We start from the raw sequence: 25,772 nt of genomic DNA, 5'->3' as shown, positions 1-25,772 counted from the left end.
CGTAGGAATTACATGCCGGAGTAGAGCGGCTTGCCGTTGCTGTCGACGATGTCCTTGCTCCACATTTCCTCGACGCTCTTCACGACCGCGTCGGGCATCGGAACATAGTCCAGCTCGGCGGCCATGTCGTCGCCCTTGGCGTAGGACCAGGCGAAGAACTTGAGCGCTTCGGTGGTGGCCGCAGCATCGTCGGGCTTCTGGTAGACGAGGATCCAGGTCGCGGAGGTCATCGGCCAGCTTTCAGCACCAGCCTGGTTGGCCAGAATGACGCCGTAGCCAGGCTTGGAGCTCCAGTCGGCATTGGCTGCAGCGGCCGAGAACGCGGCAGCGGTCGGCTCTACCTTCTTGCCGTCCTTATTGATCAGGTCGGTATAGGTGAGCTTGTTCTGCTTGGCATAGGCATACTCGACATAGCCGATCGCGCCACCGGTCTGCGCGACGTTGTTGGCGACGCCTTCGTTGCCCTTGGCGCCGATGCCCACCGGCCACTCGAGCGCGGTATTGACGCCGACCTTCGACTTCCAGTCGGCGCTGACTTCGGCCAGATAGTAGCTGAAGTTGAACGTGGTGCCCGAGCCGTCCGAACGGTGCACGACCGCGATCGCCTGGTCGGGCAGCTTGACGTCGGGGTTGAGCTTCTTGATCGCCTCGTCGTTCCAGTTGGTGATCTTGCCGACGAAGATGTCGGCCAGCGTCGGGCCGTCGAGCACCAGTTCGCCCGGCTTGACACCTTCGAGGTTGACGACCGGAACGATGCCGCCCATCACCATCGGGAACTGCGCGAGCCCGGTCGACTTGAGATCCTCGCCCTTGAGCGGCGCGTCCGAGGCGCCGAAGGTCACGGTCTTGGCCTTGATCTGCTTGATGCCGCCGCCGGAGCCGATCGACTGATAGTTGAGACCGATGCCGGTCTCCTTCTTGTAGGCGTCGGCCCACTTGGCATAGATCGGATAGGGGAAGGTAGCGCCGGCACCGGAGATGTCGGCCGCCATAGCGGCGGAGAGGGAAAGCGTGGATGCCGCAGCCATTGCAATCGCAACGGCCGCCGAGCGGATGAAATGTCTCATGTGGCCTGCTCCTGTTCGGAATATGGTCTTTCGGCAACCCTTGTCTATCGGCGCCTGGTGAGCGCAATAGACTTCGATTATTACAGTCGCATGACAGTTTCGTGTCAGCCCGGTAACGCCTGAACACGATGCCTGGGGGGGCCTGCGGCCGCCATTTGCGGACCGAGCCGAAGTTTGCCGCGGGAATCAGCAGCTTGTCCGACTTTTGAATCAAAAATTATCCCGGCGGCCGGATCTCCGGCCGCCGGGAAATAAAATCCGGACGAGAGCGCGTTGCCTGTGCGCCAGAGCGGATCATGGCATGGCCATCGCCGAAAACAGGTCCGTTGGGGTAGAGTCGACGCTGTTCCTTGGCCGGCGGTCGCTGCTCCCGCCCGTAACCGAAGGGCGGAATCGACAGCAGCCATTGTCCTGACCTGGCCTTCGTTTTGTATGGTGCGATCACACCATATGTCTGCGTTGGACGACCGCCGACGGACCTCGTCGACGACGCCGTGAACGGCCGCGCAGAAAGGCTGTTATCCGGCGCTGCGGCGGACTTCCGCGTCCGACCCGAGCCATCTTTCAAGCTTCTCGAGCAGCGCCTTCGGGCTGATCGGCTTCGGCAGGTAATCATCCATGCCGGCTTCCAGGCAGCGCTCGCGGTCACCCTTCAACGCATGCGCGGTGACGCCGACGATTGGCACATGCGTGCCCATCTCGGTTTCGAGCCGGCGGATGGCCGCGGTCGCCTCCAGGCCGCTCATCTCGGGCATCGACACATCCATCAGGATCATGCGCGGGGTAAGCCTGCCGAACGCGTCCAGCGCCTTGCGGCCGTTGCCGACGATTTCGAACTGGTATCCGGTCTCGCCCAGGATTTGCGTGAACACCATCTGGTTCACCTCGTTGTCCTCGGCGACGAGAATGTCGAGCCCGCGCTCCGCGCCGGCCAGGCGTGGACGGGCACGCGCCGGCGGCGGCTGCAGCAGGACGCGATCCGCCGCCGTCGCCTGCGCCGTGGACGCCTGCGGCGCGCCGGCCCCGGTCTCGACGCCGCCGGTCAAGGCCGGATGGATGGCCGCCGTGCTGTGGCGATGACGCTGGATGGTGGCGACCAGCGTCTCCAGCAAGATCGAGGAACGCGCCGGCTTGATCAGCTGCGCATCGATGCCGAGATCGCGGTAGGCGGCGCTGGCGAGCGACTGGTCGACCGAGGTCAGCATGATGATCGGCGTGTGCGCGAGGCCGGCGGTGTTGCGCACGATGCGCGCCATTTCGGCGCCGGTCATGCCCGGCATCTGGTAGTCGAGCACGACGCAGTCGACAGGCACGCCGTAGGCGGCAGCCGCAATCAGCACCTTCAGTCCCTCGGCGCCGCTTTCGGCCGCGCAGGAATCGAAGGTCCACGAAGCCATCTGCTCGCTGAGGATCGCGCGGTTGACGGCATTGTCGTCGACGATCAGCACGCGCGCGCCGGTCACGTCGACCGGCATGATCCGCTGGCCGCCTCGCTCGGCCCGCGGCAGCGTGACGGTGAACCAGAAGGTCGAGCCCTTGCTCTCGGCGCTGTCGACGCCGATCTCGCCGCCCATCAGCTCGACCAGCCGCGAGGTGATGGCAAGGCCGAGCCCGGTGCCCTCGTGCCGTCTTGTCGAGGAGGTGTCGACCTGGCTGAATTTCTCGAACACCAGCTTCAGCTTGTCTTCGGGAATGCCGATGCCGGTATCGGTGACCGAGATGGCGAGCTTCGTCCCCGACGGAACGCGCTCGCCGGTCACCTCGACCAGCACATGGCCCTTGTCGGTGAACTTCACCGCATTGCCGAGCAGGTTGGTGACGATCTGTCGGATCCGGCCGACGTCGCCGACGAACTGCCCGTCGAGCCCGGGCTGGACGCGAACGATGAGCTCGAGGTCCTTTTCCTTGGCGCGGGTCGACACCAGCGTCGCCACATCCTCGATCGCCTCGGCAAGGTTGAAGGGCGCCGGGTCGAGCACGAGCTGGCCGGCGTCGATCTTGGAGAAGTCGAGGATGTCGTTGATGATGGTGAGCAACGCGTTGCCCGATTTGACGATGATGTCGGTGAACGTCCTCTGCTTTGGGTCGAGGTCCGACTTTGCGAGCAACTCGGCCATGCCGAGCACGCCGTTCATCGGCGTACGGATCTCGTGGCTCATATTGGCGAGGAACTCCGACTTGGCGCGGTCGGCAAGCACGGCACGCCGGCGCGCCTCGCTGAGCTCGGCCTCGCGCTGTTTCAGTTCCGTAATGTCCGTGGTCGACCCGATCAGATAGAGCGAACCGTCGGACGCGATCATCGCGCCCTTGCGCGCGAACTGGTGACGCACGCTGCCGTCCGGCAGCGTCACCTGTTCTTCGATCTCCTGCGTCTCGCCGGTGCGCAGCACCGCCAGGTCGCCGGCGACGAAAGCTTCGCCGTCCGCGCCGAAGATCTCGACGTCGGTCTTGCCGATCGCCTCTTCCTTGCTGAAGCCGGTGAGATCGCACCAGCCCTTGTTGACGTAGAATTGCCTTAGATCCGAACGCTTCGCGTAGATCGACACCGGCACGTTGTCGATCAGGTTGCGGAACACCTCGTTCTCGCTCATGCTTTCCTTGAGCGCCCGCTCGCGCGCCTTGACCTCGGTGATGTCGGTGCTGGAACCGACCAGATGCACCGATCCGTCGGTCGCGACGAGGCGGCTCTTGCGCGTCATCAGCTGCCGCACCGTGCCGTCGCGATGGCTGACAGGCTCCTCGACTTCGCGCCCCTTGCCGGTCGCGATGACCTCGGCATCGTCATGGCTGTAGCTTTCGGCGTCCTCGGCGCCGAAAAGCTGCCGGTCCGTCTTGCCGATGACGTCTTCCTTGGCAACGCCGGTCAGCGCGCACCAGGCCTTGTTGACGAACTCGATTGTAAGATCCTCGGCCTTGATGAACGCCGCCACCGGCAATTCGTCCATGACATGCCGGTAAAGGTCGATCTGCCGCATCGAGTCGCGCAGCGCCTTCTCGCGGGCCTTGATGTCGGAAATGTCGACGCGCACCCCTATGAACGTGCCGTCGTCCGCTCTCATGTCGTAGACCTGGAACCAACGACCGTCGGGATTGAGCCGTTCATAGGACGAATTGGGCAGGTGGTAACGCTTCAGCATGGCGTCGAGCCAGCGTTCTTTGTCGACACCATAGAGATTGTCGATCTCGACGTCGCCGCTCGACCGGAAATAGCCGGCGGAATGACCGAGAGCGAGCGCCTCGCGTAAGGTGCGGCCCGGCTGCCAGGCCGGCTTCAGCGCCGGCAAACTGTCATGCAGCTTGCGGTTGGCGAAGACGAATTCATCGTGGCGGTCATAGATGATGACGCCGGCCGGCAGCGACTCCAGCACCGTGGCGAGATTCTTGCGCGCATCCTCTGCCTCGGTCTCGCGATGCTTCATGTCGGTGATGTCGACATAGGAGATCAGACGCTTGCCGCCGGCAAGCGGTGCCAGCGAGGCGATCAGCACGCGGCCGTCATTGCGCGGCAACTGCCTGGAACCGGCAACGCCTGCCCGGATTTCGGCCTCGCGCTCGGCGATGTGGCGTTGCCAGCCCACCTCGTCGGCACCATAGGGGTCGGCGTCGCGGCTGGCCTCCATCAGCTCGCGGAAGCCGCAGCCGGCAGTGGCGCGAAGCGGATCGATCTTCCAGAAGTCGTAGAAGGCGCGGTTGATGATCTCCGCCCTGAGGTCGGCATCGAGGACAATGACGCCGATCGGCATCGAATCGACCATCAGGCGAAGATTGGCAAGCGCTTCCGAGGTCGCGGCCGCATGCTGATCGGGGGCGCGGGGGACCGCCGCCTCGCCGCGCTCGACCGCGCCTTCGAAAGAACGGGCGGCGCCCATCTCGAAAGTACCGTCCCTATCCGCCATCCCTACCCCCAGGCCGAACCCTCCCGGTTCGTCGGCGGAATGTGCCCGACAAGCATTAACGATCGGCTAACCTTAACGATTCGCAACCGAACACGCCCGATGCCGTTAACGGGTTTTAGGCGGACGCCGGTCCGACCTCGCTGCGGTAATCCGTCCGTTGGCGAACCCACCGCTGCCGGGCTATAAAATCGGTGGGGGTATAGCTGATGCTTGGTCGAATGCTGACTTTTGTTCTCTGTCCGGCGCTGCTCGCGGCGAGCGGCTGCACGCGCAGCGACGACGGAACCGTCATCATTCCAAGCCGGATGGACGTCAGGCGCATTTGGGACAAGGCCCCGCCAGGAACAACAGCTTCGCGGCAGATCGCGACGGACGTATTTCCTCAGCAGCCGAGCGCCCCGGTGAGTTCCCCCAGTCGAAGACGTGTTTCGACGGCCCCTTCCTTTCAGCCGGATTTGGCTGATGCGTCCTCCCAGCCACAGAAGGCGCTCGCCTGCCGGAATGTGAGCGAACCCGGTAAGCGCTATCGCGTCGTCTGCGAGTAGCCTCGCAGCTACGATAAGATCGCGTGTTTCCTCACTGCGCGTGAAACCTTTGTGTGGTGTCTGGCGTTATCGGCGCAGCACGAAGGGGAGCGAAGATGTCTGTTCATTTCACCGTCTCAGGCCTGACGAGAAACCTGATCCATTCGCTTGGACTGGATCACGAGCGGGCCCCGAGGCGTCTGACACCCGAGCAAAATCTATTGTTGGAATGCTATCTGGCCGGCCAAATTCCGGAATCGGCCTGGAGCGACTACGTCTTCGAAATGCCGCAACTGGAAAAACACGCCAATGCCCGCCGCAGGCGCAATCCGGCGTAGCGCTGTCCAGCAACAAAGCGCCACCTAGAAAGCATAGCCGTTTTCTGTTGGAAATCGGCGAAGGCGAAACTGAGCAACTTGGCAGTTCTACTGCTGAATTGCTTTGGCGTTGTCCTTCGGCGAATTGAATTGAAGCGTAAAGATCTTCCCTGGAATTCCTTTTGCGAGGTCCGGCGAAAAGCTGAGCGGCAGGCAATTTCGCAGGGCGGCGGTCGCCGCGTCGACATAGGCCTGACGCGCCTTGTCATCCCCGTTGACCTTGATGGCCGTTGGCTTCGGCGGGCCGATCAGCGTGCCGTCGCGCTTGAAGCTGAAGCTCAAGGTGACCGAGGCAGTTCCGGCTTCGGCCGGCGGCGTCCAGCACGCCTGCAGCGCGGCGCCGACCTCGTTCATCGTGTTGAGCGATGCAGCATCTGCCGGAAAAGGCATCGCCAGCAGCGCGCCTGCGATCGCTGAAAGTCTAGCCGTGCTTCTCATGGCTCTGTCCTCGCCGCTTTCGCCCGTTCGCATGGTACGATCAACGACGCGGATGACAATAGAATTTCAACCGCGCCGGCAAACCGACAAAATCATGGTGTCGTGACGCTGGCGCGCCGGCGCAAAAGCAAAAGGCCGGCGTTGAGCCGACCTTTCCTTCTCCTCGGCAATCGCGCCAGTACATCCGTGGTCGCAGCGAGGACCGAGACACTAGACAAGGGTTTGGTTAACGAAACCCTAAACCTCGCGCATTTCTTAAGCCGTGGCCTGAGCCTTCACATGGGCGATGTAGCCGCGTACGTCGCCGGCCGGCTCAACATAGGCCTTGCCGAGCTTCTTCTCGATCGCAGCCATATAGTCCTTCGCCCAGTTGGGCAGCGCATAGTCGATGACCGCCAGAAACTCCAGTGTCGCCGCCAGACGGATGTCGGCGATCGACGGGTTGTTGCCGCCGATGAAAGGCTTGCCGTCCCTGAAGAAGCTATGAAAGACCTCCAGCGGCTCGGCGATTGCGGCGATGGCAGCCTTTTGCGCCTCCGATTTCTTGTCGGGATGGGCATCGCTGTGGCCGACCTCGCCGGCATATTGCGGAAAGCCAAGTGCCGGATAAGTGGCCCTGGCCACATAGGGATAGAGCGTTCCGACCAGGTAGAACATGGCGCTGTCGACCATCGCCCGCTTGGCCGGCGCCTTCGGATAGAACTTGTCCAGCCCGTGCTTGTTGGCGAGGTACTGCATGATTGCGCAGCTTTCCCAAAGCACGCCTCTGGGAAGTCCTTTGTCCTCGATCATCGGAGTCAGATGCGCCGGGTTCCGCGCCAGGAATTCCGGCGTGCGCGTCAGGCCCCAGGCGTCGGTCTCGGCATGGTCGAGCCCGGCCGCTCGCGTGAACACCCGGACCGTCATGTTGTTGACGCTGGGCCTTAGCATGCTGAGCTTGACCGCGGGCTTCTTCGCCGGCTGCGCCTTGGCTTTAAGCGCTGCCTTTGCCGTTGCTTTAGGCGCGGCTTTTGCGGCCGGCTTGACTGCTTTGGCCGACATCTTGGCGGCAGTCACCTTTGCCGCCGGCTTTGCCATCTTCGCTGCCGGCTTGGCGGCGGCCTTCTTCGTTCCCTTCGTTGCAGCCTTTGCCATCTGGTCCTCCCTCTGAGCTGTTCAGTATGGATTTTTCGCCGCCCGGTTCTCGGACAATGTTTCGCGCGATCGCTCGACCAGCGCCTGGATGGCGTCGGCAAGGTGCGCCTCGGCGATATTGTAGTCGCCGCGCGCAACGCGGATCTTGTGCGCCGCCATCAGAACGTCGGCATGGCTGAAGCCCGCGGGTGGCTCGAACCGGTAGGAGGCAAGCTCGATCACCAGCCCAAGCGGATCCTCGAAATAGATCGAATCCATGAAGCCGCGGTCTTTGACGCCGCTGTGCTTGATGGCGCGTTCGTCGAGCCGGCCGACTGCCTGCAGGAACGTCACGCGCGACACCGAGAACGCGATGTGGTGGACACAGCCGGTATCGGTCGGCGTGCGCCGCTTGACCGGGCTGCGGCTCTCGTCGGTGAAGACGGTGATCAGCCGGCCATCGCCCGGGTCGAAATAGAGGTGGCTTTCGCTCGCCTTGTCGAGATTGGGCTGCTCGAAGATGAATGGCATGCCGAGCACGCCTTCCCAGAAATCGATGGAGGTCTGGCGATCGGCGCCGACCAGCGTGATGTGATGGACGCCTTGCGACTGCAGTTTTTGCATTGGCTCCTCCCGGCCCGCCGCGCCTGCCGCCGGACGATGGGGCCAGGCAGCCTTAAATCGGCGCCCGGCAGGCACCGCCGCACGGCTCCGCTCGCTGGGTTCCGCATTTTCGCGTCCTGCTGGATCGCGGCCGAAACTTTGATTATCGGATGCTAATTCAATCCGAGGCGTTGCGCCAGAAGCGGCGCGCAGCATCGCACCAGCACGTCATCGCCGGCCGCAAGGAGGATGCGCAAGGCTCTGCTGCACCATGCTCGAGGGCCGGCCGGGTCAGCGGAACCGCCTGCCCGACACCGCCGTTTACAACCATGGCCTTGGCCGACGACATCCAAATGGCGGAACGCCATGTTCTGCAGGCCGAGCAGCACATCAAGCGCCAGCGCGCGCGCATCGCTGCGCTAAAGCGCCGCCGGTTGCCGCGAGGCAAGGCGTCCAGCTTTTTGCAGTTGCTTGAAGACGCCCAATCGATGCACCTGCATCAGCTGTCGCTGTTGTTGGAGAGAGCGTCTCGTGAACGGACCCGAGCCGGCATTAGACTTTTGGTTCAGCGTCGGCAGCCGACGGAAGCCTTATTTGTAGACCGTCCTTGAAGACGCCCGAACTGGCGACACCGCTACGCTTTCATGTCGCCGATCAGCGAAGCTTCTCAGCGATAGCGGCGACACTCACGCCGTCCTCGCGCCGCATGGCTCTTCATGGTAGCCCGCTCTCGGGTGTTACTACCCGCAGCGCTGACACTCTCTCAATCTACCTTCGAAGAAGAAGCACTACTCCGACTTCGCCGGGGTTTCTTTCTTGATTTCCGTCGATGTTGACGTGTCGGACTTGTCAACACTCGCCGTCTGCTGCGCGTCGACTGAGGCTTGATCCTTCGCGTGTGCCGGGCAATTGGCTGATGCTGCAGAGACGGACAGGCCCAGCGCTAAGATCGTTCCGAGGAAGGCTTTCATCATCATCCTCCTTTTGGCAAGTGACATAGCGTAACCCGCGCGTTGCGCGCCGCAAAATCACTTTTCACTCCCCGCATCACAGCTGGCTCGCGCGTCGAGGCCGCAGAGAACTTTATTGAGCGGATGGACCGAGCTGCGTTGCTCCGGGCATGGAGGCGCTGTCTACGCGCCAGAGCGTGAAGCCCCCAAGCCCTTCGCCTGGGGGCGATATGGTCAAACGCGATTTGCGTAGCGCGCCCGATCGCGTTCGATCTCGTCGGCGGTGTAGTTTTCGGCGCCAGCGTCAAAGCTCGTCCAACCGTCGGCTTCGTAGGCACTGCGGCGATCTTCCAAGTTCACCGATCTTGATTGACCGAGGATGCTCTCGGCTTCGCCGGCCAACGCGTCGCTAACCTTGGCCGTGACCAACGTCCCGCCGCGGCGCACACCTTCGGCGTAGACATGAGCATCCCTTTCCGGGACCCCGGAGTCGGTAAGGGCTCCGACGATGCCACCGGCAGCCCCGCCGACAACTGCGCCTCCCAATGCGCCTGCAGCGGTAGCGGCGAGCCACCCTGCGGCGACAACAGGGCCCACGCCTGGGATAGCCATGATCCCTAGCCCCGTCAGCAACCCGCCGGCGCCGCCAATGAGGGCACCCACACCGGCACCGCCAGCCGCATCTTCGGCGGCATTCGAGCGATCATCTTGGTACCAGCCGGTCGAATTATTGGCGACGATGCTGATGCCGGAATGCGGAACGCCGATTGCTTCGAGTTCACCGACGGCATCGGAAGCGTCGTCATAATTGTCAAATAGTCCGGTCACGGTTCTCATGGTTGAACTCCAATCCGTTCTCAGTTGCTGCCGGCAACGACGTTGCCTTGATAATCGAGCGCCACAGTTGTCTTCTTTCCGTCCTTGGTGGCCTGACCGCGCCAGATGCCTTGATCGTCCTTGGTTAGCGCTGAGACATCCGAGAAGCCGGCATCCTGGATCCGGCTCTTGGCCTGGTCTTCCGTGAAGCTATTGGCGCCTGGCACCGGAGCAGCCGGATTTTTGGTGTCGGTCGTCGTGACGGCGGGAGTTGTCGAACTCGTCGTCGTGCCGGTTTCATCGTCCATGGCGGAAGCGATCTTCTCGATCATTTCCTTATGCATTTTGAGTGTGGGCAAGGTCTCCGAAGCGAACGCCTTGAGCTGGGGATTGTCGCCATCCTTGGCGTAGTTCTCGAACAGCTCCACGGCATCCGCGTGCGCATCACGCTGCATCTGCACATAGGTCTTTTCGACCGGATCCTTGCCGTTCTGAAGGGCGTCGAGGTCGCTCTTGTGCTTGGCATCCGTCTCGGCGGGCACTTTGAGCTTCTGCTCGCCGGCAATCGTTTCGAGTTTTGCATTGGCCGCCCCATGCTCGTCGATCATCTTTTGGGCGAAGTCTTTGACCGCCTGATCCTGGGCTTTGCCTTGGGCGATCTTGCTCGACTCGACCTCGAACATCCCCCCGTTGGCAGCCTTGTCGACGAACCCCTGGGCGTCGTCGGCGGCAAAGGCAGGCACTGCGAATGTGATGGCGGCGGCTGTGGTCAGCGCAACCAGTAGATGGCGATTTTTCATGGAGAGGTTCCTGGTTAGGCACAGATCGTGCTGCAAACCCAACAAGCGTCCGACACCTTTGTTCCGAGCGCGGTTTGATTTAGCGAGGAGTACCGGCATTCTTTTCACTAGGACCCGGCTGCCGGTTTTCGGTCCCGCCACGCTCCTGAACAAAAGCCAATAGGTATCGCGGCCAGCAGGATTCTTTCAGTATGGCTTGTCGCCGGTGGCAAGCAGGTTGAAGGGGGTGCCACCGGAGATTATTGCGGCTTTCCGAGCGGCCTTCGTCCAGGACTTTATGCGTCTAAATCAAGCGGCTCGTGATCCAGCCTGTTGATTGCAAGATGACCTCGCTTGCTGGCCTCTCGGCAAACTTTTCACGTTACACGGAACCTTTGTGATCACGGGCTCTTCCGTTGTAATTGCTGGGAGGAAATCAATGGCAAACCTGGGAAGACTGGCTGTCGCCATATTGGGCATTCTCGCCTACCAAAATCGCGACAAGATCGGAGAGCTGCTCCGCGGCGCGGGAAATCGCGATCCAAATAGTCTGCAGGGAGGGATCTTGGATCAGCTGTCCAAAGGCGTATCGGGGACGGCGCTTGGGGATATTGTCGACCGCTTCAGAAATGCGGGAGCCGGTTCCAAGGTGGATTCTTGGGTTAGTAGCGGACCCAACCAGCCGATCGAGCCGAAAGATGTCGAGGCGGCAATAGACGACGAAACACTGGCTTCTCTTTCAATGCAGACCGGCTTGTCCCGCGATGAGCTGATAGCCAGGATAACCAGGGACTTGCCCGAGGCGGTCAACAAGCTGACGCCCAATGGCGAACTGCCACCCGCGGGGCCCGACGATGTCACCCTGCTCGATCCGGTGCCACCACAGCGTTGATGGCGCGGCAAGGTCACACTCCAAGTCCGTCAGCGTTTGCGAAAAGCCTGTCTTGAGAAGCGCGAGGACTTGCAACGGTCATGGCGCAACTCATCCCGCTTTCGCAGGTGAGCGGTTTGCCGCTTCCGTTTGGGAGCGTGCTGACTATGAGCGGTCAATCCCATCAGGGGTGTAGCCGCAGAGGCAGCCAAAGGTCCCTCGCTTGCGCTCATTAATCGCGACGGAGTTTATTAGCTACGCCTAAAGTTCTGATGTCAGCCGTCGAAAGGTGGCGCATAGTACAGACTTGCCCCTTGCCCACATGGGGTAAAAGGCCCGGCCTGTCTGCCCTAGGTCCCCCGATATGCCACAGGCCGGGCGCCCCCATCTTTAGGCTGCACTGTTCCGCGCCGCCTTTTTCAGCAAGCGCGATAGATGCACGACGTGAAGCTCCTGAACGCTTTGAAGAAGTTCGGAATTCAAGCGCCTTGGTGGTGGGCAATTCGAGGCGTTGTGGTTCGGCTGGGAAACAAAGAAGCGTTAGCCTGCATGGTGGAGGCCACTGAACAGGCGGGGGCTAATCCGTCTTTGCGCCTACGGCAGATAGATGAGCCGCTTCTCCAATCGATACGATGAATCCCATCATTGCCCGATGCTACTTTGAGGAGGCAACCGGTTTTGCAGCCCTGGCAGCTAGTAGGCTTGAGGGGTTGGATATGAGCAGAACGACTCTCGTTGCGATTGCTTTCCTCGTCATCAGCATCGGCCCGACCGAAGCCAATGGCCATAAGGTTTTGCCGGTTTGCACCGCGTCGAGCTCACTGTCCGAGGTCTTGCATGGCAAGTGTTTTCTCGTCAAAGGCTCGATGATATATGGCGACATCGCCGATCTTTCCCAGATAATCCAATTGGGATGGTAGCCAAGGCCGAATCGGTGCCTAGACGCTATCGCATGACTGAGCCACGCCGTTTCTTACCGGGAAATAGCGCAGCGCCTTCCTCTCATGGGACAGCGGGGAAACAGGGGCTTCAAAGCCCAGGGGCAAAAAAGCGCCGCTCCGATAACGTCGAGTATAACGCCAGGCGCGCGCCAGTGGCGGATTCGTGCGCCTATCTTCCATCCCGGTGCGTAACGCATTGCCGCCGCAAACTGGCGCGGTTCATTCTGGTCGCGAGCCCATAGAGTGGATGCGTGGTTGCATTCCAGGCTGGAGGCCTTTGCCGCATCAACCGAGAATCAAGCAGAAATTACGCGGTCGACAGCCTGTCGCGACCGGCCCCTAAAGGTCGACCTTGGCGACATTATCCTTGTATTCCTGCTTCGGGTCATATCCGAGCAGCATCTTGATGCCCGAAACCACGCTCGACGCATCGAGCCAGATTTCGGCTCGGTCCGGATCGAAGCGCAACAGCGTGAGTTTCGGATCGTCTTTGCCGCCCTCGAACCATGCTTCGACATAGGGGTTCCAGAGCCGATCGATCACAGCCCGATCATTGTCGACGCGAAGCTTGCCCTGCACCGTTGCGAAGAGGTCATGTCCCTTGGAGACGAACGTGGCCGTTGCCTGGTCGCCGCCGGAAAGGCCCATCGGAAGCTCCGTGTCTTTCGCCGTGAAAAACCAGATCGGACCGGTATCGTCCTTCTCCAGTTGTGCCGTCATGGGCCGAGGGATGATGTTGGAGCCGTCGAGGCCGATCATCATCGTCATGTCAGATTTCAGTGCTTTCCAGAATTTCGCTTCGAGCTCAGCGGGTGTCGGCATGTCTCATCCTTTCACTGAAAGAAAGGCAAACGGCCGACGGTGCTGTGTGTTCCTTCGCGCATTGCCTGGCTAAGGCTTCTCGATCGCTATTCGACGCGTCGTCGTTCAAAGCAGCTAAATTATTGGAATCCATGGTACGCCCAAGGGGAATCGAACCCCTGTTCCCGCCGTGAGAGGGCGGTGTCCTGACCGCTAGACGATGGGCGCGCTCAAGAACCGGCTACATAGGATGAAGGCCGGAAAAAAGCAACTGGGGTTTCGGACTGTTCGCGGACTTTGCGGACTGCCCTCGTCAACCCTGCCGTTTCGGCTCGATCAGATCCCAGAGATTGCCGTAGAGATCGGCAAACACCGCCACCGTGCCATAGGGCTCGAAGCGCGGCGCCTCGCGGAATTCGACGCCCCTGCCAAGCATCGCCTGATGGTCGCGGGCGAAGTCGTCGGTTTCGAGAAAAAGAAACACCCGGCCGCCGGTCTGGTTCACCGATGCGGCTTGCCTGCCTCTCGCCGGAGGCTGCCGCCAAGAGCAGCCGCGCGCCCTGCCTGTTTGCCGGCGTGACCGTCACCCAGCGCTTGCCGCCGCCGAGGTCGACATCCTCGCTCAGCACGAAGCCAAGCCGCTCGACATACCAGGCTATCGCCTCGTCATAGTTTTCGACGACGAGCGCCACGGTCGCAATGCTGCGGTTATCGGCAAAGCCGCTCATTTGTTGCGAATCGCGAACTGGCCGATGACGCGGCGCTCGGCAATGTCGTAGAGAAAGATGGAACGGCTGCCGTCGGCGAGCTCGGCATCGATCGACAGGCGGTTGCCGGACAGTGCCTGGCTGACCACCTTGGCGCCGACCGGCAGCACGATATCGCCGGAGAGGGGCGCGCCGGCCCGAGCCTGGACATCGTCGGCATGCACCGATCCGGCGCCGGGCGCATTGCGGGCTTTGTAGACAAGGGCTCCGATCACCACCATAAGGGCGAGGAACAGAAGACCGAGATTGACGATCATGAAGCGGATGAGCTTCCGGCGCACTTTTTCGGCCGCAGGGTCGAGCGGCTTCTCCTCATCTTCTTCGGCGATCGGCCGGGCCATGACTAAACAATCCGCAACGGTTTCGATGAGCGCTCATAGCGAAGAGACCTCGATTTTGATAGGGCCCCGATTTTGAGACAGGATGAATTGCCGGGCGATGAGTTGGATGGAGCGGTGGAGCTGGCAGCCGGCGCCGATGCCGCAGGCAAGCGCCTCGACCAGTGGCTCACCGCCCAGCTCGGCCCGGAGATCTCACGCAGCCGCGTGCAGGCCCTCATCAAGCAGGGTGCGGTTACGATCGCCGGCAAGCCGGTCGAGGAGGCAAAGCGCAAGATGGCGCCGGGCGAGCGTGTCGCGGTCATCATGCCGCAGCCGGAGCCTGCCGAGCCACAAGGCGAGGCCATTCCTCTCGACATCCTTTACGAGGACGACGAGCTGATCGTCGTCAACAAGCCGGCGGGGCTGGTTGTGCATCCCGGCGCCGGCAACTGGACCGGCACACTGGTCAACGCGCTGATCCATCATTGCGGCGACAGTCTTTCCGGCATCGGCGGCGTCAGGCGACCGGGCATCGTCCACCGGCTGGACAAGGAAACCAGCGGCGTCATGGTGGTGGCCAAGACCGACCGCGCCCACAAGGCACTGTCTGAGGCCTTCGCCGATCATGGCCGGACGGGCGACCTCGAACGCGCCTATCTGGCGCTGGTCTGGGGCATTCCGCAGCGGCCGACCGGCACCGTCGAGGCCGCGCTCGGCCGCGCCGCCGATCGGGTACGGCGCGCGGTGGTTCCCGAAGGCCGGGACGACGCCCGGCATGCCGTCACCCATTTCACCGTCGTCGAGCGTTTCGGCGGGCGGCAGAAGGAATTCACCACCGCAAGTCTGATCGAATGCCGCCTCGAGACCGGCCGCACGCACCAGATCAGGGTACATATGGCGCATATCGGTCATCCGTTGGTCGGCGATCCGGAGTACGGCCAGGCCTTCCGCACCAAGGCCAACCGGCTGCCGGAACCGCTGAAAGGCGAGGTCAAGGCATTTTCCAGACAGGCGCTCCATGCCTGGCTCCTTGAATTCCGACACCCGACCACCCATCTACCGATGCGGTTCGAGGCGCCGATGCCGAGGGACATGGAGGAACTTGTCGGCGGCTTTCGAATGCTCTGAACCGCCATCAAGACGCTTCAAACCAGCCATCAAAAAACCTGACTGGCGTTGTTCACTTCAGCGTGACACACTGTTTCGTGTTGAACAAATGCCTGTCCTTTCTGGTTTTGTTCCTATATACAGCAGTTGCGCGAGTGAGCCGATTGGCATTCGCGTCACATGCCCGCCGCGTTACGGGGGCATCACTCCAATAGAGAGGGGGCGCTATCATGGCCCAGTCACTACCCAGTATCGTTTCCGGTGAAGGCGGTCTCGCCCGCTACCTGGAAGAAATCCGTCGCTTTCCGATGCTTCAGCCCCAGGAAGAGTACATGCTCGCCAAGCGTTATGCCGAGCATCAGGACACTTCCGCCGCGCACAAGCTCGTCACCAGCCATTTGCGGCTCGTCGCCAAGATTGCCATGGGCTATCGCGGCTACGGCCTGCCGATCGGCGAGGTGATCTCGGAAGGCAATGTCGGCCTCATGCAGGCTGTCAAGAAATTCGAACCGGAGCGCGGCTTCCGGCTCGCCACCTACGCTATGTGGTGGATCAAGGCCTCGATCCAGGAATACATCCTGCGCTCGTGGAGCCTGGTCAAGATGGGCACCACCGCCAACCAGAAGCGCCTGTTCTTCAACCTGCGCAAGGTGAAGGGCCGGATCCAGGCGCTCGACGACGGCGACCTCAAGCCCGACCAGATCGCCGAGATCGCCACGCGTCTCAACGTTTCCGAGGCCGAAGTGGTATCGATGAACCGTCGCCTGTCGGGCGACGCTTCGCTCAATGCCCCCATCAGGGCGAGCGAAGGTGAGTCCGGCGAATGGCAGGACTGGCTGGTCGACGACCACGAAAGCCAGGAGGAGATGCTGATCGAGCAGGACGAGCTGGAAAACCGGCGCTCGATGCTGTCGGGCGCACTGTCCGTGCTCAACGACCGCGAGCGGCGCATCTTCGAGGCGCGTCGTCTGGCCGAAGAGCCGCTGACGCTGGAAGAGCTGTCGGCCGAGTTCGACATCAGCCGCGAGCGCGTGCGCCAGATCGAGGTGCGCGCCTTCGAGAAGGTGCAGGACGCGGTCAAGGCCGCGGCCAAGCGTCAAAATCAGGCGCTGCGCACCATCGAAGCGCAGCCGGCGGCGTAAAAGCTCGAGGCATTACGCAAAGACAAAACGGCGGCGCCAGCGTCTGGCGCCGCCGTTTTTTAACGTTGCAACACCTGCGATTTGGCAAGCTTCGCAAAGGCAGATGCAAATGTCTTCCCGCCAAGACAAGAAGAGAATTTGGCACGTTTGCGAGTTGCACCGCCAAAGCCTTGGCAAATGTTGCTATCCGTATTACGACAGGTATCGGCGTAGGAAATTTAGCGCTCTGAACGAGCAGACACATGTGCAGAGCGATGCGTCAATGAAAAATGTTCAGTTAATCGATGGCGCCGACAACACCGCGTACAATATCTATGCAGTTTCAGATGAAGATTTTGAGTTAATTTTTCCGAATGGTCAGGATATTGAGTTCATTGAGGATTTCTTTAAGCGCGTTGGGAGCAAAAGGGCGAAGCAGGTTCAAGAAAGTTTAAGTAGAGGTTTACAAAGAAAAACCGAAGTTAATGGTATACACGGAACACTGTTCTATCAGCTAAAACGGCAGAAGAAGCGCTATTACCCAAACAAAAAGTTTTCAGACGACCCTTCATCGACGCGTTGATCGTACGCGAGCAGTCAGAATTGGTATATTAACTCGTCGACCTCCGGCTTCGCACTTTTGCGGTCCGACCATACGTTCCAACGTCTGCGATTGGCGAAGGCGGCGAAACAAGCCCTTTCTCCCCGTCACGATACGGGGAGAAATGTCCGGCAGGACAATGAGGGGCAGCGCCGACGCTGCAAGGTTGATTGCTCAGCAAAAATCTCCGAGCAGCTTGGCGCTCATCTATCGATCGCCGCGCCGCCCCTCATCCGCCCTTCGGGCACCTTCTCCCCGTTGAACGGGGAGAAGGTAAAAAGCTCACGCCGAGGGCTGCTTGGTCTTCCTCAGATACGGCAGCACCGTCTCGTAGGCGCCGAAGCGCTTGATCGCGTCCTCGTTGGAGACGGCGGCGGTGATGATCACGTCCTCGCCCTGCTTCCAGTTTGCCGGCGTCGCGACCTGGTGCTTGGCCGTCAGTTGGATGGAATCGATGACGCGCAGGATCTCATCGAAGTTGCGGCCGGTGGTCATCGGATAGGTCAGCACCAGCTTGATCTTCTTGTCCGGGCCGATGACGTAGACCGAGCGCACCGTGGCGTTGTCGGCCGGCGTGCGGCCTTCAGAGCTCTCGCCGGCGCCCGCCGGCAGCATCTCGTAAAGCTTGGCGACGGCGAGGTCCCTGTCGCCGATCAGCGGATAGTTCACCGTCTGGCCGGTAGCTGTCTTGATGTCGGCCTGCCATTTGTCGTGGCTCGACACCGGATCGACGGAAATGCCGATGATCTTGACGTTTCGCTTTTTGAATTCGCCCTCGAGCCCGGCCATCGTGCCGAGCTCGGTCGTGCAAACCGGCGTGAAGTTCTTCGGATGGCTGAAGAGCACTGCCCAGCCGTCACCGATCCATTGATGGAAATTGATCGTCCCTTGCGTGGTCTCGGCCGTGAAATCCGGCGCGATATCGTTGATACGAAGGCTCATCGCGGGCTCCCTACCCTGTAACATGGCGCCGGCATGGGCCAACCCCAGCGGCGCGCGTCAGCTTCTATACCGCCGGAAGGAACGGTTCAAAAGGCTTGTGTCTGCAAGCGTGATCGGAACGACGGAAAAATTTCTGCTTTTCCTGGAAAAGACAGCAGAATTTCCATAGTGGACGCAGGGGATTGGCGGGCTTAAGCCTTCTTCACCGCCAGCGTCGTCGCAAGGTCTTCCATGCGCTGCGCAAGTGCCGCGAGCGCGGTCGTCAGCACGCTGTCGCTCTTGTCGGCCTTGGTCAGCGCCTCGTCGCGCGTCTTGCGCAGCGTCAGCACCTCGCTCTCCATGCCCTTGACCCGCTTGTTGAGCTCCGAAAGCTCATCCATCACCATGATGCCGGCCATGACTGTCAGCCGCTGGTCGCCGATCTCGCCGAACGAATCCTTCAAATGCATGACATACCGGTCGAAGCGCTCGGCGAGGTCGATCAGATGCTCTTCCTGGCCCTCGTCGCAAGCCATCCTGTACTGCTTGCCGTCGATGGAAACGGTGACCTGTGCCATTGGCTTACCTGTCCAGTACCGCGCGAATGGTTTCCATGGCGGTCACCAGCCGGCGCGACACTTCCTTGTTGGCGTCTTCCAGCCGTTCGGCGCGCGCCTCGGAATTGTCGAGCTCCTGCGCCAGCCGCGAGCGGTCGGCGTTCATGCGCTGCACCTCGGCCTCGGCTTCGGAATAGTCGCGCTCATGCTCGAGCCGCGCCGCCACGGCGTTTTCCAGTCCCTCCATGGCTTTGCCTAGCCTGGCGATGACTTCCTTGAGGGTCGTTTCCCCGGTCATGGCCTTCGTCCTATGCCCTGCCCGTCACCGAATCGCTCGCGTTCAGAACGCGTTATCTCGGAAAGATTAGGCGCCGGGTGAAGCGCGCGTCAATAAAGCTCTCGCGACTGTCCCCCGCTAACGCTAATGTAGCGTCGCCGGCGCCTTCACAAGGCCGGCAAAAAAGCACCGATTTGTTGACTCGAAGGCCGCGCCTGCTATGTGTCGCGCACCCTTTCCACGGGCTCTCCCAAGGCTCCAACCCCTATTCCGGAGGAAGCATGACCTCGCGTGAACAACATGATCGGATGGCCAATGCGATCCGTTTTCTTTCCATGGACGCCGTCGAGAAGGCCAATTCCGGCCACCCCGGCCTGCCCATGGGCTGCGCCGACATCGCTACGGTGCTGTTCACCCGCTTCCTGAAATTCGACGCCAGGGCCCCGCACTGGGCCGATCGCGACCGTTTCATCCTGTCGGCCGGTCACGGCTCGATGCTGCTCTATTCGCTCCTGTACCTCACCGGCTATGAGGACATGACGATCGACCAGATCAAGAACTTCCGCCAACTAGGATCGAAGACCGCCGGCCATCCCGAATACGGCCATGCCGCCGGCATCGAGACCACCACCGGTCCGCTCGGCCAGGGCCTCGCCAACTCGGTCGGCTTCGCGCTCGGCGAGCGCATCATGAACGCCGCCTTCGGCGACGACCTGGTCGACCACTACACCTATGTGCTGGCCGGTGACGGCTGCTTGATGGAAGGCGTCTCCCAGGAAGCCATCGCGCTCGCGGGCCATCTCAAGCTCAACAAGCTGATCGTCTTCTGGGACAACAACAACATCTCGATCGACGGCCCGGTCTCGCTCGCCGACAACACCGACCAGGTCGCCCGCTTCCAGGCCAGCGGCTGGAACGCCAGCCACATCGACGGCACCGATCCGGAAGCCATCGCCTACGCCATCGAAGCCGCCCGCCATTCCGACAAGCCGACGATGATCGCCTGCAAGACGACCATCGGCTTCGGCGCCCCAACCAAGGCCGGCACCAACAAGGCGCATGGCTCGCCGCTCGGCGCCGACGAAATCGCCGGCGCCCGCAAATTCTTCAACTGGGAATCGCCGCCCTTCGAGATTCCGGCCGACATCCTCGACGCCTGGCGCGGCGTCGGCACCGCCGGCGCCAAGGCGCGCGCCGATTGGGAAGGCCGCCTTGCCAAGGCCGACGCCAAGCTGAAGGGCGAATTCGAGCGCCGCCTCGCCGGCAAGCTGCCGGACAATTTCGACGCCGTCATCGCCGAGTACAAGAAGAAGCTTTCGGCCGACAAGCCGAAGGTGGCCACCCGCAAGTCCTCGGAAATGGCGCTGGAAGTGATCAACGGCGCTGTTCCCGAAACCATCGGCGGCTCGGCCGACCTCACCGGCTCCAACAACACCAAGACCAGCCAGACCAAGAACATCACTCCGGACGACTACGGCCAGCGCTATGTTCATTACGGCATCCGCGAGCACGGCATGGCGGCGGCCATCAACGGGTTGACGCTGCATGGCGGCCTGATCGCCTATGGCGGCACCTTCTTGTGTTTTTCGGACTATGCCCGCCCGTCGATGCGCCTTGCCTCGCTGATGGGCATCCGCTCGATCTTCGTCATGACCCATGACTCGATCGGCCTCGGCGAGGACGGCCCGACCCACCAGCCGGTCGAGCATCTGGCCGCACTACGCGCCATTCCGAACCACAACGTCTTCCGCCCGGCCGACGCGGTCGAGACGGCGGAATGTTGGCAGCTGGCGCTGGAGTCCGAAAAGACGCCTTCGACGCTCGCGCTGACCCGCCAGAACCTGCCGACCGTGCGCAGCGAACACAGCGAGAAGAACCTCAGCGCCTCGGGCGCCTATGAGCTTGCCGCGGCAAACGGCGAGGCGGCCGTGACGATCTTCGCCACGGGCTCGGAGGTCGAGGTCGCCCTTGGCGCCCGCGAGTTGCTCGAAAAACACGGCCATCCGACCCGCGTCGTATCGGTGCCCTGCTTCGAGCTGTTCGACCAGCAGGAGGAGGACTATCGCAGGAAGACCATCGGCAACGCCAAGGTGAAGGTCGCTATCGAGGCCGGCATCCGCCAGGGCTGGGACCACCTGATCGGTATCGACGGCATCTTCGTCGGCATGACCGGCTTCGGCGCCTCCGGCTCGATCGAGCAGCTCTATCCGCATTTCGGCATCACCGCCGAGGCCGCCGCGAAGGCCGTGGAGGCGCGCCTGCACGGTAATTGATCCATCGCATGTCGCTCAAAGCGCGCAGCGATCTCGAGCGGCATGCATAAAAAGCAACGCCCCGTCCGGCGAAGCCCATTCAAAGGAAGTCGCCGGACTGGACCAACCTAATCGATTTAAATTCCGGCTTCTGCGGCTGGATTCTTTGCACGCCCGCCGCTATGAAGCAGCGGACCCATCCACTTTCCAGCCCCCAGGGAGAGAAACATGACCGTCAGAGTTGCCATCAACGGATTTGGCCGCATCGGCCGCAACATCCTGCGCGCCATTCATGAATCCGGCCGCAAGGACATCGACGTCGTTGCCGTCAACGACCTCGGGCCGGTCGAGACCAACGCGCATCTGCTCCGCTACGACAGCGTGCATGGCCGCTTCCCGCATGAAGTGACGGTCGACGGCGACCAGATCTCCGTCGGCAAGGAAAAGTTCAAGGTCACCGCCATCAAGGATCCGACCCAGCTGCCCTGGAAGGATCTCGGCATCGACATCGCGCTCGAATGCACCGGTATCTTCACTGCGCGCGACAAGGCTGCCGCGCATCTGACAGCCGGCGCCAAGCGCGTCATCGTCTCGGCCCCGGCCGAAGGCGCCGATCTCACGGTCGTCTACGGCATCAACCACGACAAGCTGACCAAGGACCACGTCGTCATCTCCAACGCGTCCTGCACCACCAACTGCCTGGCCCCGCTTGCCGCCGTGCTGCACGAGACCGTCGGCATCGAGAAGGGCATGATGACGACGATCCACTCCTACACCGGCGACCAGCCGACGCTGGACACCATGCACAAGGACCTTTACCGGGCCCGCGCCGCGGCGCTGTCGCAGATCCCGACCTCGACCGGTGCCGCCAAGGCGATCGGTCTGGTGCTGCCCGACCTCAAGGGCAAGCTCGACGGCATCTCCATCCGCGTGCCGACCCCGAACGTCTCGGTCGTCGATTTCAAATTCATCGCCAAGCGCTCGACCACCGCGCAGGAGATCAACGAAGCGCTGATCGCCGCCTCCAAGGGCAAGCTGAAGGGCGTGCTCTCGGTCACCCATCACCCGAACGTCTCGATCGATTTCAACCACGATCCGCACTCCTCGATCGCGGCGCTCGACCAGACCAAGGTCATGGACGGCAACTTCGTCTCGGTGCTCTCCTGGTACGACAACGAATGGGGCTTCTCGAACCGCATGGGCGACACGGCTGTCGCCTTCGGCAAGACCATCGCCTGACCTCAGGCTTCCTTTTTGATCGTGTGAAACGCCCGGCTTCGGCCGGGCGTTTTCGTTCGACGCAGCGGCATGGGGCAAAAAAGCCACGCTGCCGCCTTGCACTGGTCATGTCTTCGCCCCACTCTGCCGTAAAGCGGGAGGGACGCGGATTTGAGGGGCAATTCCGGATGGAGCATGCGATCTATCTCGTGACGCTGGTCGGCACAGCGCTTGTTGTCGCCGCCGCCTTTTCGAGCCTGATCGCCTTCCGCTTCGGCGCACCCCTGCTGCTCCTCTTCCTCTGCATAGGCCTTGCCACCGGCGTCGACGGCCTTGGCATCGAATTCGACAATGCGCGGCTGGCTTACTTCGCCGGCTCGTTGGCTTTGGCCATTATCCTGTTCGATTCCGGTTTCGGCACGCCGCTCAACGCCTTGCGCCAGGCGGCCGGGCCGGCGCTGTCGCTGGCCACCGTCGGCGTCCTCCTGACCACCGGCATTTTCGGGGTCGCCGCCTACTACCTCCTCAATCTCAGCTGGCTGGAATCCTCGCTGCTCGGCGCCGCCGTCGCCTCGACCGACGCAGCGGCGGTGTTCTTCCTGCTGCGCGCCGGGGAGATCCATTTGCGCGAGCGCGTCCGTTCGACGCTTGAGGTTGAATCCGGCACCAATGATCCGATCGCCATCTTCCTCACCATCACTTTGGTCGAGATCATCGCCGCGCATGCCAACCCGGAGGCAAACGTTCTCGCCACCAGTTTGGTGATCGGCTTCTTCATCAACATGGGACTCGGCGCCGTCATAGGCGTGCTCGGCGGCTTGGCGATCGTGCGCCTCGTCGAGCGGCTGAACCTCGACCACGGCCTGCTGCCGATCTTCGTGCTGACGCTGTCGCTGATGGTGTTCGCCGCGGCCGGCGCCGTCGGCGGCTCGGGCTTCCTTGCGGTCTATCTCGCCGGCCTCGTCGCCGGCAATTCCGACATTCGCGCCGTCACCATCCTGAAGCGTTTCCAGGACGGCATGTCGTGGCTGGCGCAGATAATCATGTTTTTGATCCTCGGCCTGTTTGCCACGCCCTCGCAATTCCCTGCGATCCTGCTGCCGGCGATCCTGCTCGGGCTGTTCCTGATCTTCGTGGCGCGGCCCTTGGCCGTCTGGCTCTGCCTGATCCCGTTCCGCCTGCCGCGTCCGGAGGTCGCCTTCGTCTCCTGGGTCGGGTTGCGCGGCGCCGTTTCGATCCTGCTTGCCATCACGCCACTGCTCGGCGGCCTCGCCAACGGTCGCCTCATCTTCAATGTCGCCTTCATCATCGTGCTGGTCTCGCTGGTGGTGCAGGGTTGGACCGTCGGTCCGCTGGCGCGCCGCCTCGGCCTCATCGTGCCGGCACGGCTTGGACCGCTCGACAAGGTCGAGCTCGAGCTGCCGGGCTCGGCCCACCACGAGCTGCTCGCCTATCGTGTCGCTCCCGGTAGTCCGGTGGCGCGCGGCGAGCGCATCCCGCGCTGGGCAAGGCCTTCGCTGGTGCTGCGCGACGGCCGCTCCATGCGGTTCCAGGACATGGGCCGGCTCGCCGCCGGCGATCAGGTCTACATCTTCGTGCCGGACCGCTATCCGCGCCTGCTCGACAAGCTCTTCGCCAGCCGCGCCGTCGTCGACCCCGAGGATGCCGACTTCTTTGGCGCCTTTGCCGTCGATCCGGCCCGCTCCGCCGCCGAGCTCGAAGCCGCCTATGGGCCCGGCCTCACCGAGGCCGAACAGAAGCTCACCGTCGCGGCGCTGGTCACCGAGCGGCTCGGCGGCCAGGCCGAATATGCCGACCGTGTGATGATCGGCCCGATCGAGCTGATCGTACGCGATGTCGACGAGAAGGGCCGGATCACCGGGCTTGGCCTGTCCTTCGAGCCGACCGCGCCGGTGGCGCGCGTGCCGGTTTTCCTGAGCGCCGGCGAGATCGCCGACCGCATCGCCGCCTTTATCCGCGGCTGGCGCAAACCAGCGCCAAGCAAGGTTCCTCAAAGCGAGCCGGACGAAATGACGACGTCCAAGCCCAGAGCGCCAAAATCAGCCAGCGAGAGCTGACGTCACACAACGACATCATTTTTGCACGCGCTGTGCGGCCCAGGCCTTGCATCGTGCCCGGTGGCGGGTAAGGTCGCCGCGTTTTTGGCGGAAAGGACGACCATGGCCGGCTTCAAGACACTCGACGATATCGGCGCCGTTGGCGGCAAGCGCGTCCTGGTGCGCGTCGACCTCAACGTTCCCGTCGCCGACGGCAAGGTGACGGACGCCACCCGCATCGAGCGCATCGCACCGACCATTTCCGAGCTCTCCGGCAAAGGCGCCAGGGTGATACTGCTCGCGCATTTCGGTCGTCCGAAGGACGGCCCGTCGGCCGAATTCTCGCTGGAGCCGATCGCTCGCGCCACGGCGGAAGTGCTCGGCCGCCCGGTCGGCTTCGCCTCCGACTGCATCGGCGACAAGGCCGCCGACGCGGTTGCCGCCATGAAGGATGGCGACGTCCTGCTTTTGGAAAACACCCGCTTCCACAAGGCCGAGGAGAAGAACGATCAGGCCTTCACCGAAAAGCTCGCCGCCAATGGCGACATCTACATCAACGACGCCTTTTCCGCCGCGCACCGCGCGCATGCGTCGACCGAAGGCCTGGCGCACCGCCTGCCGGCCTATGCCGGCCGCACCATGCAGGCCGAGCTCGACGCGTTGGAACAAGGTCTCGGCAATCCGGTGCGGCCCGTCGTGGCCATCGTCGGCGGCGCCAAGGTCTCGACCAAGATCGATCTTTTGATGAACCTGGTGAAGAAGGTCGACGCGCTGGTCATCGGCGGCGGCATGGCCAACACCTTTCTCGCCGCGCGGGGTACCGATGTCGGCAAATCGCTCTGCGAGCATGACCTGGCCTCCACCGCCAAGCAGATCATGATCGAGGCGGCCGAAGCCGGCTGCGCCATCATTCTGCCCGCCGACGGCGTCGTGGCGAAGGAATTCAAGGCGGGTGCCGCCAGCCAAACCGTCGCCATCTCCGACGTGCCCGCAGACGGCATGATCCTCGATGTCGGCGAGAAAACCGTGAAGAGCGTCACCGATTGGATCGACCGCGCTGCCACGCTGGTCTGGAACGGCCCGCTCGGTGCATTCGAGATCGAACCCTTCGACCGCGCCACGGTGGCTGCGGCAAAGCATGCGGCAGCCCGCACAAAGGAAGGCAAGCTGGTCTCGGTCGCCGGCGGCGGCGACACGGTAGCCGCGCTCAACCATGCCGGCGTCGCCGACGACTTCACCTATGTCTCCACCGCCGGCGGCGCCTTCCTCGAATGGATGGAAGGCAAGCCTCTGCCGGGCGTCGAGGTGCTGAAGCGCTGAGTCATTCAACACTTTCCGAGCGGACGCAGCTATCGAGACTTTCAATCGATTCGAGCTTTTCGGCGTCATTCCTTTGGC

24 protein-coding genes, 1 tRNA gene and 1 pseudogene are annotated in these 25,772 nt (G+C 62.3%); 11 read left to right on the top strand and 15 right to left on the bottom strand.

Features of this window, described 5'->3' with window-relative positions; translation table 11 throughout:
- Positions 1–8: 8 nt before the first annotated feature.
- The gene (gene pstS / locus CK215_RS12015; protein ID WP_067002085.1) at positions 9–1,067 is read right to left on the bottom strand and encodes a phosphate ABC transporter substrate-binding protein PstS; all 1,059 of its coding nucleotides are present in this window, start codon (positions 1,065–1,067) and stop codon (positions 9–11) included.
- Positions 1,068–1,585: 518 nt separating this feature from the next.
- The gene (locus CK215_RS12010; protein ID WP_245418665.1) at positions 1,586–4,963 is read right to left on the bottom strand and encodes a response regulator; all 3,378 of its coding nucleotides are present in this window, start codon (positions 4,961–4,963) and stop codon (positions 1,586–1,588) included.
- Between the two features lie 640 nt (positions 4,964–5,603).
- Here CK215_RS12010 and CK215_RS12000 point away from each other — a divergent pair.
- A complete protein-coding gene (locus CK215_RS12000; RefSeq protein ID WP_067319298.1) occupies positions 5,604–5,825 on the top strand; it encodes a hypothetical protein in 222 nt (73 codons plus the stop codon).
- 87 nt (positions 5,826–5,912) lie between these two features.
- Here the strand turns inward: CK215_RS12000 and CK215_RS11995 are convergent, their stop codons facing one another.
- The 3 genes from CK215_RS11995 to CK215_RS11985 all read right to left on the bottom strand — a co-directional run bounded on the left by CK215_RS11995 (position 5,913) and on the right by CK215_RS11985 (position 8,039).
- On the bottom strand, positions 5,913–6,302 hold the full coding sequence (locus CK215_RS11995; protein WP_067002225.1) for a hypothetical protein: 390 nt from the start codon (positions 6,300–6,302) through the stop codon (positions 5,913–5,915).
- A gap of 255 nt (positions 6,303–6,557) precedes the next feature.
- Complete coding sequence (locus CK215_RS11990; RefSeq protein WP_095831033.1) at positions 6,558–7,436, bottom strand: glutathione S-transferase family protein; 879 nt, start codon at positions 7,434–7,436, stop codon at positions 6,558–6,560.
- A gap of 21 nt (positions 7,437–7,457) precedes the next feature.
- A complete protein-coding gene (locus CK215_RS11985; RefSeq protein ID WP_095831032.1) occupies positions 7,458–8,039 on the bottom strand; it encodes a VOC family protein in 582 nt (193 codons plus the stop codon).
- Between the two features lie 314 nt (positions 8,040–8,353).
- Between CK215_RS11985 and CK215_RS30710 the strand changes: the two genes are divergently transcribed.
- Complete coding sequence (locus CK215_RS30710) at positions 8,354–8,629, top strand: hypothetical protein (protein ID WP_141245470.1); 276 nt, start codon at positions 8,354–8,356, stop codon at positions 8,627–8,629.
- Positions 8,630–8,806: 177 nt separating this feature from the next.
- Here the strand turns inward: CK215_RS30710 and CK215_RS11975 are convergent, their stop codons facing one another.
- The 3 genes from CK215_RS11975 to CK215_RS11965 all read right to left on the bottom strand — a co-directional run bounded on the left by CK215_RS11975 (position 8,807) and on the right by CK215_RS11965 (position 10,584).
- Positions 8,807–8,989, bottom strand: a complete 183-nt coding sequence (locus CK215_RS11975; RefSeq protein ID WP_067002221.1) for a hypothetical protein — start codon at positions 8,987–8,989, stop codon at positions 8,807–8,809.
- A gap of 213 nt (positions 8,990–9,202) precedes the next feature.
- Entirely contained in the window at positions 9,203–9,805 is a 603-nt protein-coding gene (locus CK215_RS11970) for a hypothetical protein (RefSeq protein WP_095831030.1), read from the bottom strand.
- A gap of 20 nt (positions 9,806–9,825) precedes the next feature.
- Complete coding sequence (locus CK215_RS11965; protein ID WP_095831029.1) at positions 9,826–10,584, bottom strand: DUF4142 domain-containing protein; 759 nt, start codon at positions 10,582–10,584, stop codon at positions 9,826–9,828.
- 418 nt (positions 10,585–11,002) lie between these two features.
- On the opposite strand from CK215_RS11965, the gene CK215_RS11960 reads away from it, so the two are divergent.
- Positions 11,003–11,455, top strand: a complete 453-nt coding sequence (locus CK215_RS11960) for a YidB family protein (protein ID WP_067002068.1) — start codon at positions 11,003–11,005, stop codon at positions 11,453–11,455.
- 611 nt (positions 11,456–12,066) lie between these two features.
- Positions 12,067–12,354, top strand: coding sequence for a hypothetical protein (locus CK215_RS11950; protein WP_245307357.1), 288 nt, complete (start codon positions 12,067–12,069; stop codon positions 12,352–12,354).
- Between the two features lie 360 nt (positions 12,355–12,714).
- On the opposite strand, the gene CK215_RS11945 is transcribed toward CK215_RS11950, so the two are convergent.
- From CK215_RS11945 to CK215_RS11930, 4 genes and pseudogenes are all read right to left on the bottom strand, one after another.
- Positions 12,715–13,197 carry a pyridoxamine 5'-phosphate oxidase family protein gene (locus tag CK215_RS11945; protein WP_067002065.1) on the bottom strand — a complete coding sequence of 161 codons (483 nt, stop codon included), beginning with the start codon at positions 13,195–13,197 and terminating at the stop codon, positions 12,715–12,717.
- A 132-nt stretch (positions 13,198–13,329) separates the two neighbouring features.
- Positions 13,330–13,404 (bottom strand) — tRNA-Glu (locus tag CK215_RS11940).
- 85 nt (positions 13,405–13,489) lie between these two features.
- Positions 13,490–13,904, bottom strand: a pseudogene (locus tag CK215_RS11935) (VOC family protein).
- A complete protein-coding gene (locus tag CK215_RS11930; protein WP_095831027.1) occupies positions 13,901–14,284 on the bottom strand; it encodes a fimbrial protein in 384 nt (127 codons plus the stop codon). The pseudogene CK215_RS11935 and the gene CK215_RS11930 overlap by 4 nt, the downstream one beginning before the upstream one ends.
- A gap of 114 nt (positions 14,285–14,398) precedes the next feature.
- Here CK215_RS11930 and CK215_RS11925 point away from each other — a divergent pair, with 114 nt between their 5' ends.
- The 3 genes from CK215_RS11925 to CK215_RS11915 all read left to right on the top strand — a co-directional run bounded on the left by CK215_RS11925 (position 14,399) and on the right by CK215_RS11915 (position 17,074).
- Positions 14,399–15,391: an RluA family pseudouridine synthase gene (locus CK215_RS11925; protein WP_245418664.1), complete on the top strand. Its 993-nt coding sequence runs from the start codon at positions 14,399–14,401 to the stop codon at positions 15,389–15,391.
- Between the two features lie 209 nt (positions 15,392–15,600).
- Positions 15,601–16,512 carry an RNA polymerase sigma factor RpoH gene (gene rpoH / locus CK215_RS11920; RefSeq protein ID WP_067002056.1) on the top strand — a complete coding sequence of 304 codons (912 nt, stop codon included), beginning with the start codon at positions 15,601–15,603 and terminating at the stop codon, positions 16,510–16,512.
- Positions 16,513–16,756: 244 nt separating this feature from the next.
- Positions 16,757–17,074 carry a hypothetical protein gene (locus tag CK215_RS11915; RefSeq protein WP_197504270.1) on the top strand — a complete coding sequence of 106 codons (318 nt, stop codon included), beginning with the start codon at positions 16,757–16,759 and terminating at the stop codon, positions 17,072–17,074.
- A gap of 300 nt (positions 17,075–17,374) precedes the next feature.
- Here CK215_RS11915 and CK215_RS11910 read toward each other — a convergent pair whose 3' ends face one another.
- From CK215_RS11910 to CK215_RS11900, 3 genes are all read right to left on the bottom strand, one after another.
- Complete coding sequence (locus tag CK215_RS11910; RefSeq protein WP_095782509.1) at positions 17,375–18,034, bottom strand: peroxiredoxin; 660 nt, start codon at positions 18,032–18,034, stop codon at positions 17,375–17,377.
- A gap of 191 nt (positions 18,035–18,225) precedes the next feature.
- The gene (locus tag CK215_RS11905; protein WP_067002048.1) at positions 18,226–18,591 is read right to left on the bottom strand and encodes a cell division protein ZapA; all 366 of its coding nucleotides are present in this window, start codon (positions 18,589–18,591) and stop codon (positions 18,226–18,228) included.
- A 4-nt stretch (positions 18,592–18,595) separates the two neighbouring features.
- Complete coding sequence (locus tag CK215_RS11900; RefSeq protein ID WP_040973690.1) at positions 18,596–18,868, bottom strand: DUF4164 domain-containing protein; 273 nt, start codon at positions 18,866–18,868, stop codon at positions 18,596–18,598.
- Positions 18,869–19,128: 260 nt separating this feature from the next.
- Here CK215_RS11900 and tkt point away from each other — a divergent pair, with 260 nt between their 5' ends.
- From tkt to CK215_RS11880, 4 genes are all read left to right on the top strand, one after another.
- On the top strand, positions 19,129–21,120 hold the full coding sequence (gene tkt / locus CK215_RS11895) for a transketolase (RefSeq protein WP_095831025.1): 1,992 nt from the start codon (positions 19,129–19,131) through the stop codon (positions 21,118–21,120).
- Positions 21,121–21,327: 207 nt separating this feature from the next.
- A complete protein-coding gene (gene gap / locus CK215_RS11890; protein ID WP_067002042.1) occupies positions 21,328–22,338 on the top strand; it encodes a type I glyceraldehyde-3-phosphate dehydrogenase in 1,011 nt (336 codons plus the stop codon).
- A gap of 167 nt (positions 22,339–22,505) precedes the next feature.
- Positions 22,506–24,395 carry a potassium/proton antiporter gene (locus tag CK215_RS11885; RefSeq protein ID WP_095831024.1) on the top strand — a complete coding sequence of 630 codons (1,890 nt, stop codon included), beginning with the start codon at positions 22,506–22,508 and terminating at the stop codon, positions 24,393–24,395.
- A 102-nt stretch (positions 24,396–24,497) separates the two neighbouring features.
- Positions 24,498–25,694: a phosphoglycerate kinase gene (locus tag CK215_RS11880; protein WP_095831023.1), complete on the top strand. Its 1,197-nt coding sequence runs from the start codon at positions 24,498–24,500 to the stop codon at positions 25,692–25,694.
- The last annotated feature ends 78 nt before the right edge of the window (positions 25,695–25,772 follow it).

Origin of the sequence: Mesorhizobium sp. WSM3864 (genome assembly GCF_002294955.1) — a bacterium.
Lineage (GTDB): Bacteria > Pseudomonadota > Alphaproteobacteria > Rhizobiales > Rhizobiaceae > Mesorhizobium.
Note: the sequence above shows the minus strand (reverse complement) of the source record. Positions and strands in the feature narration are given on the sequence as shown.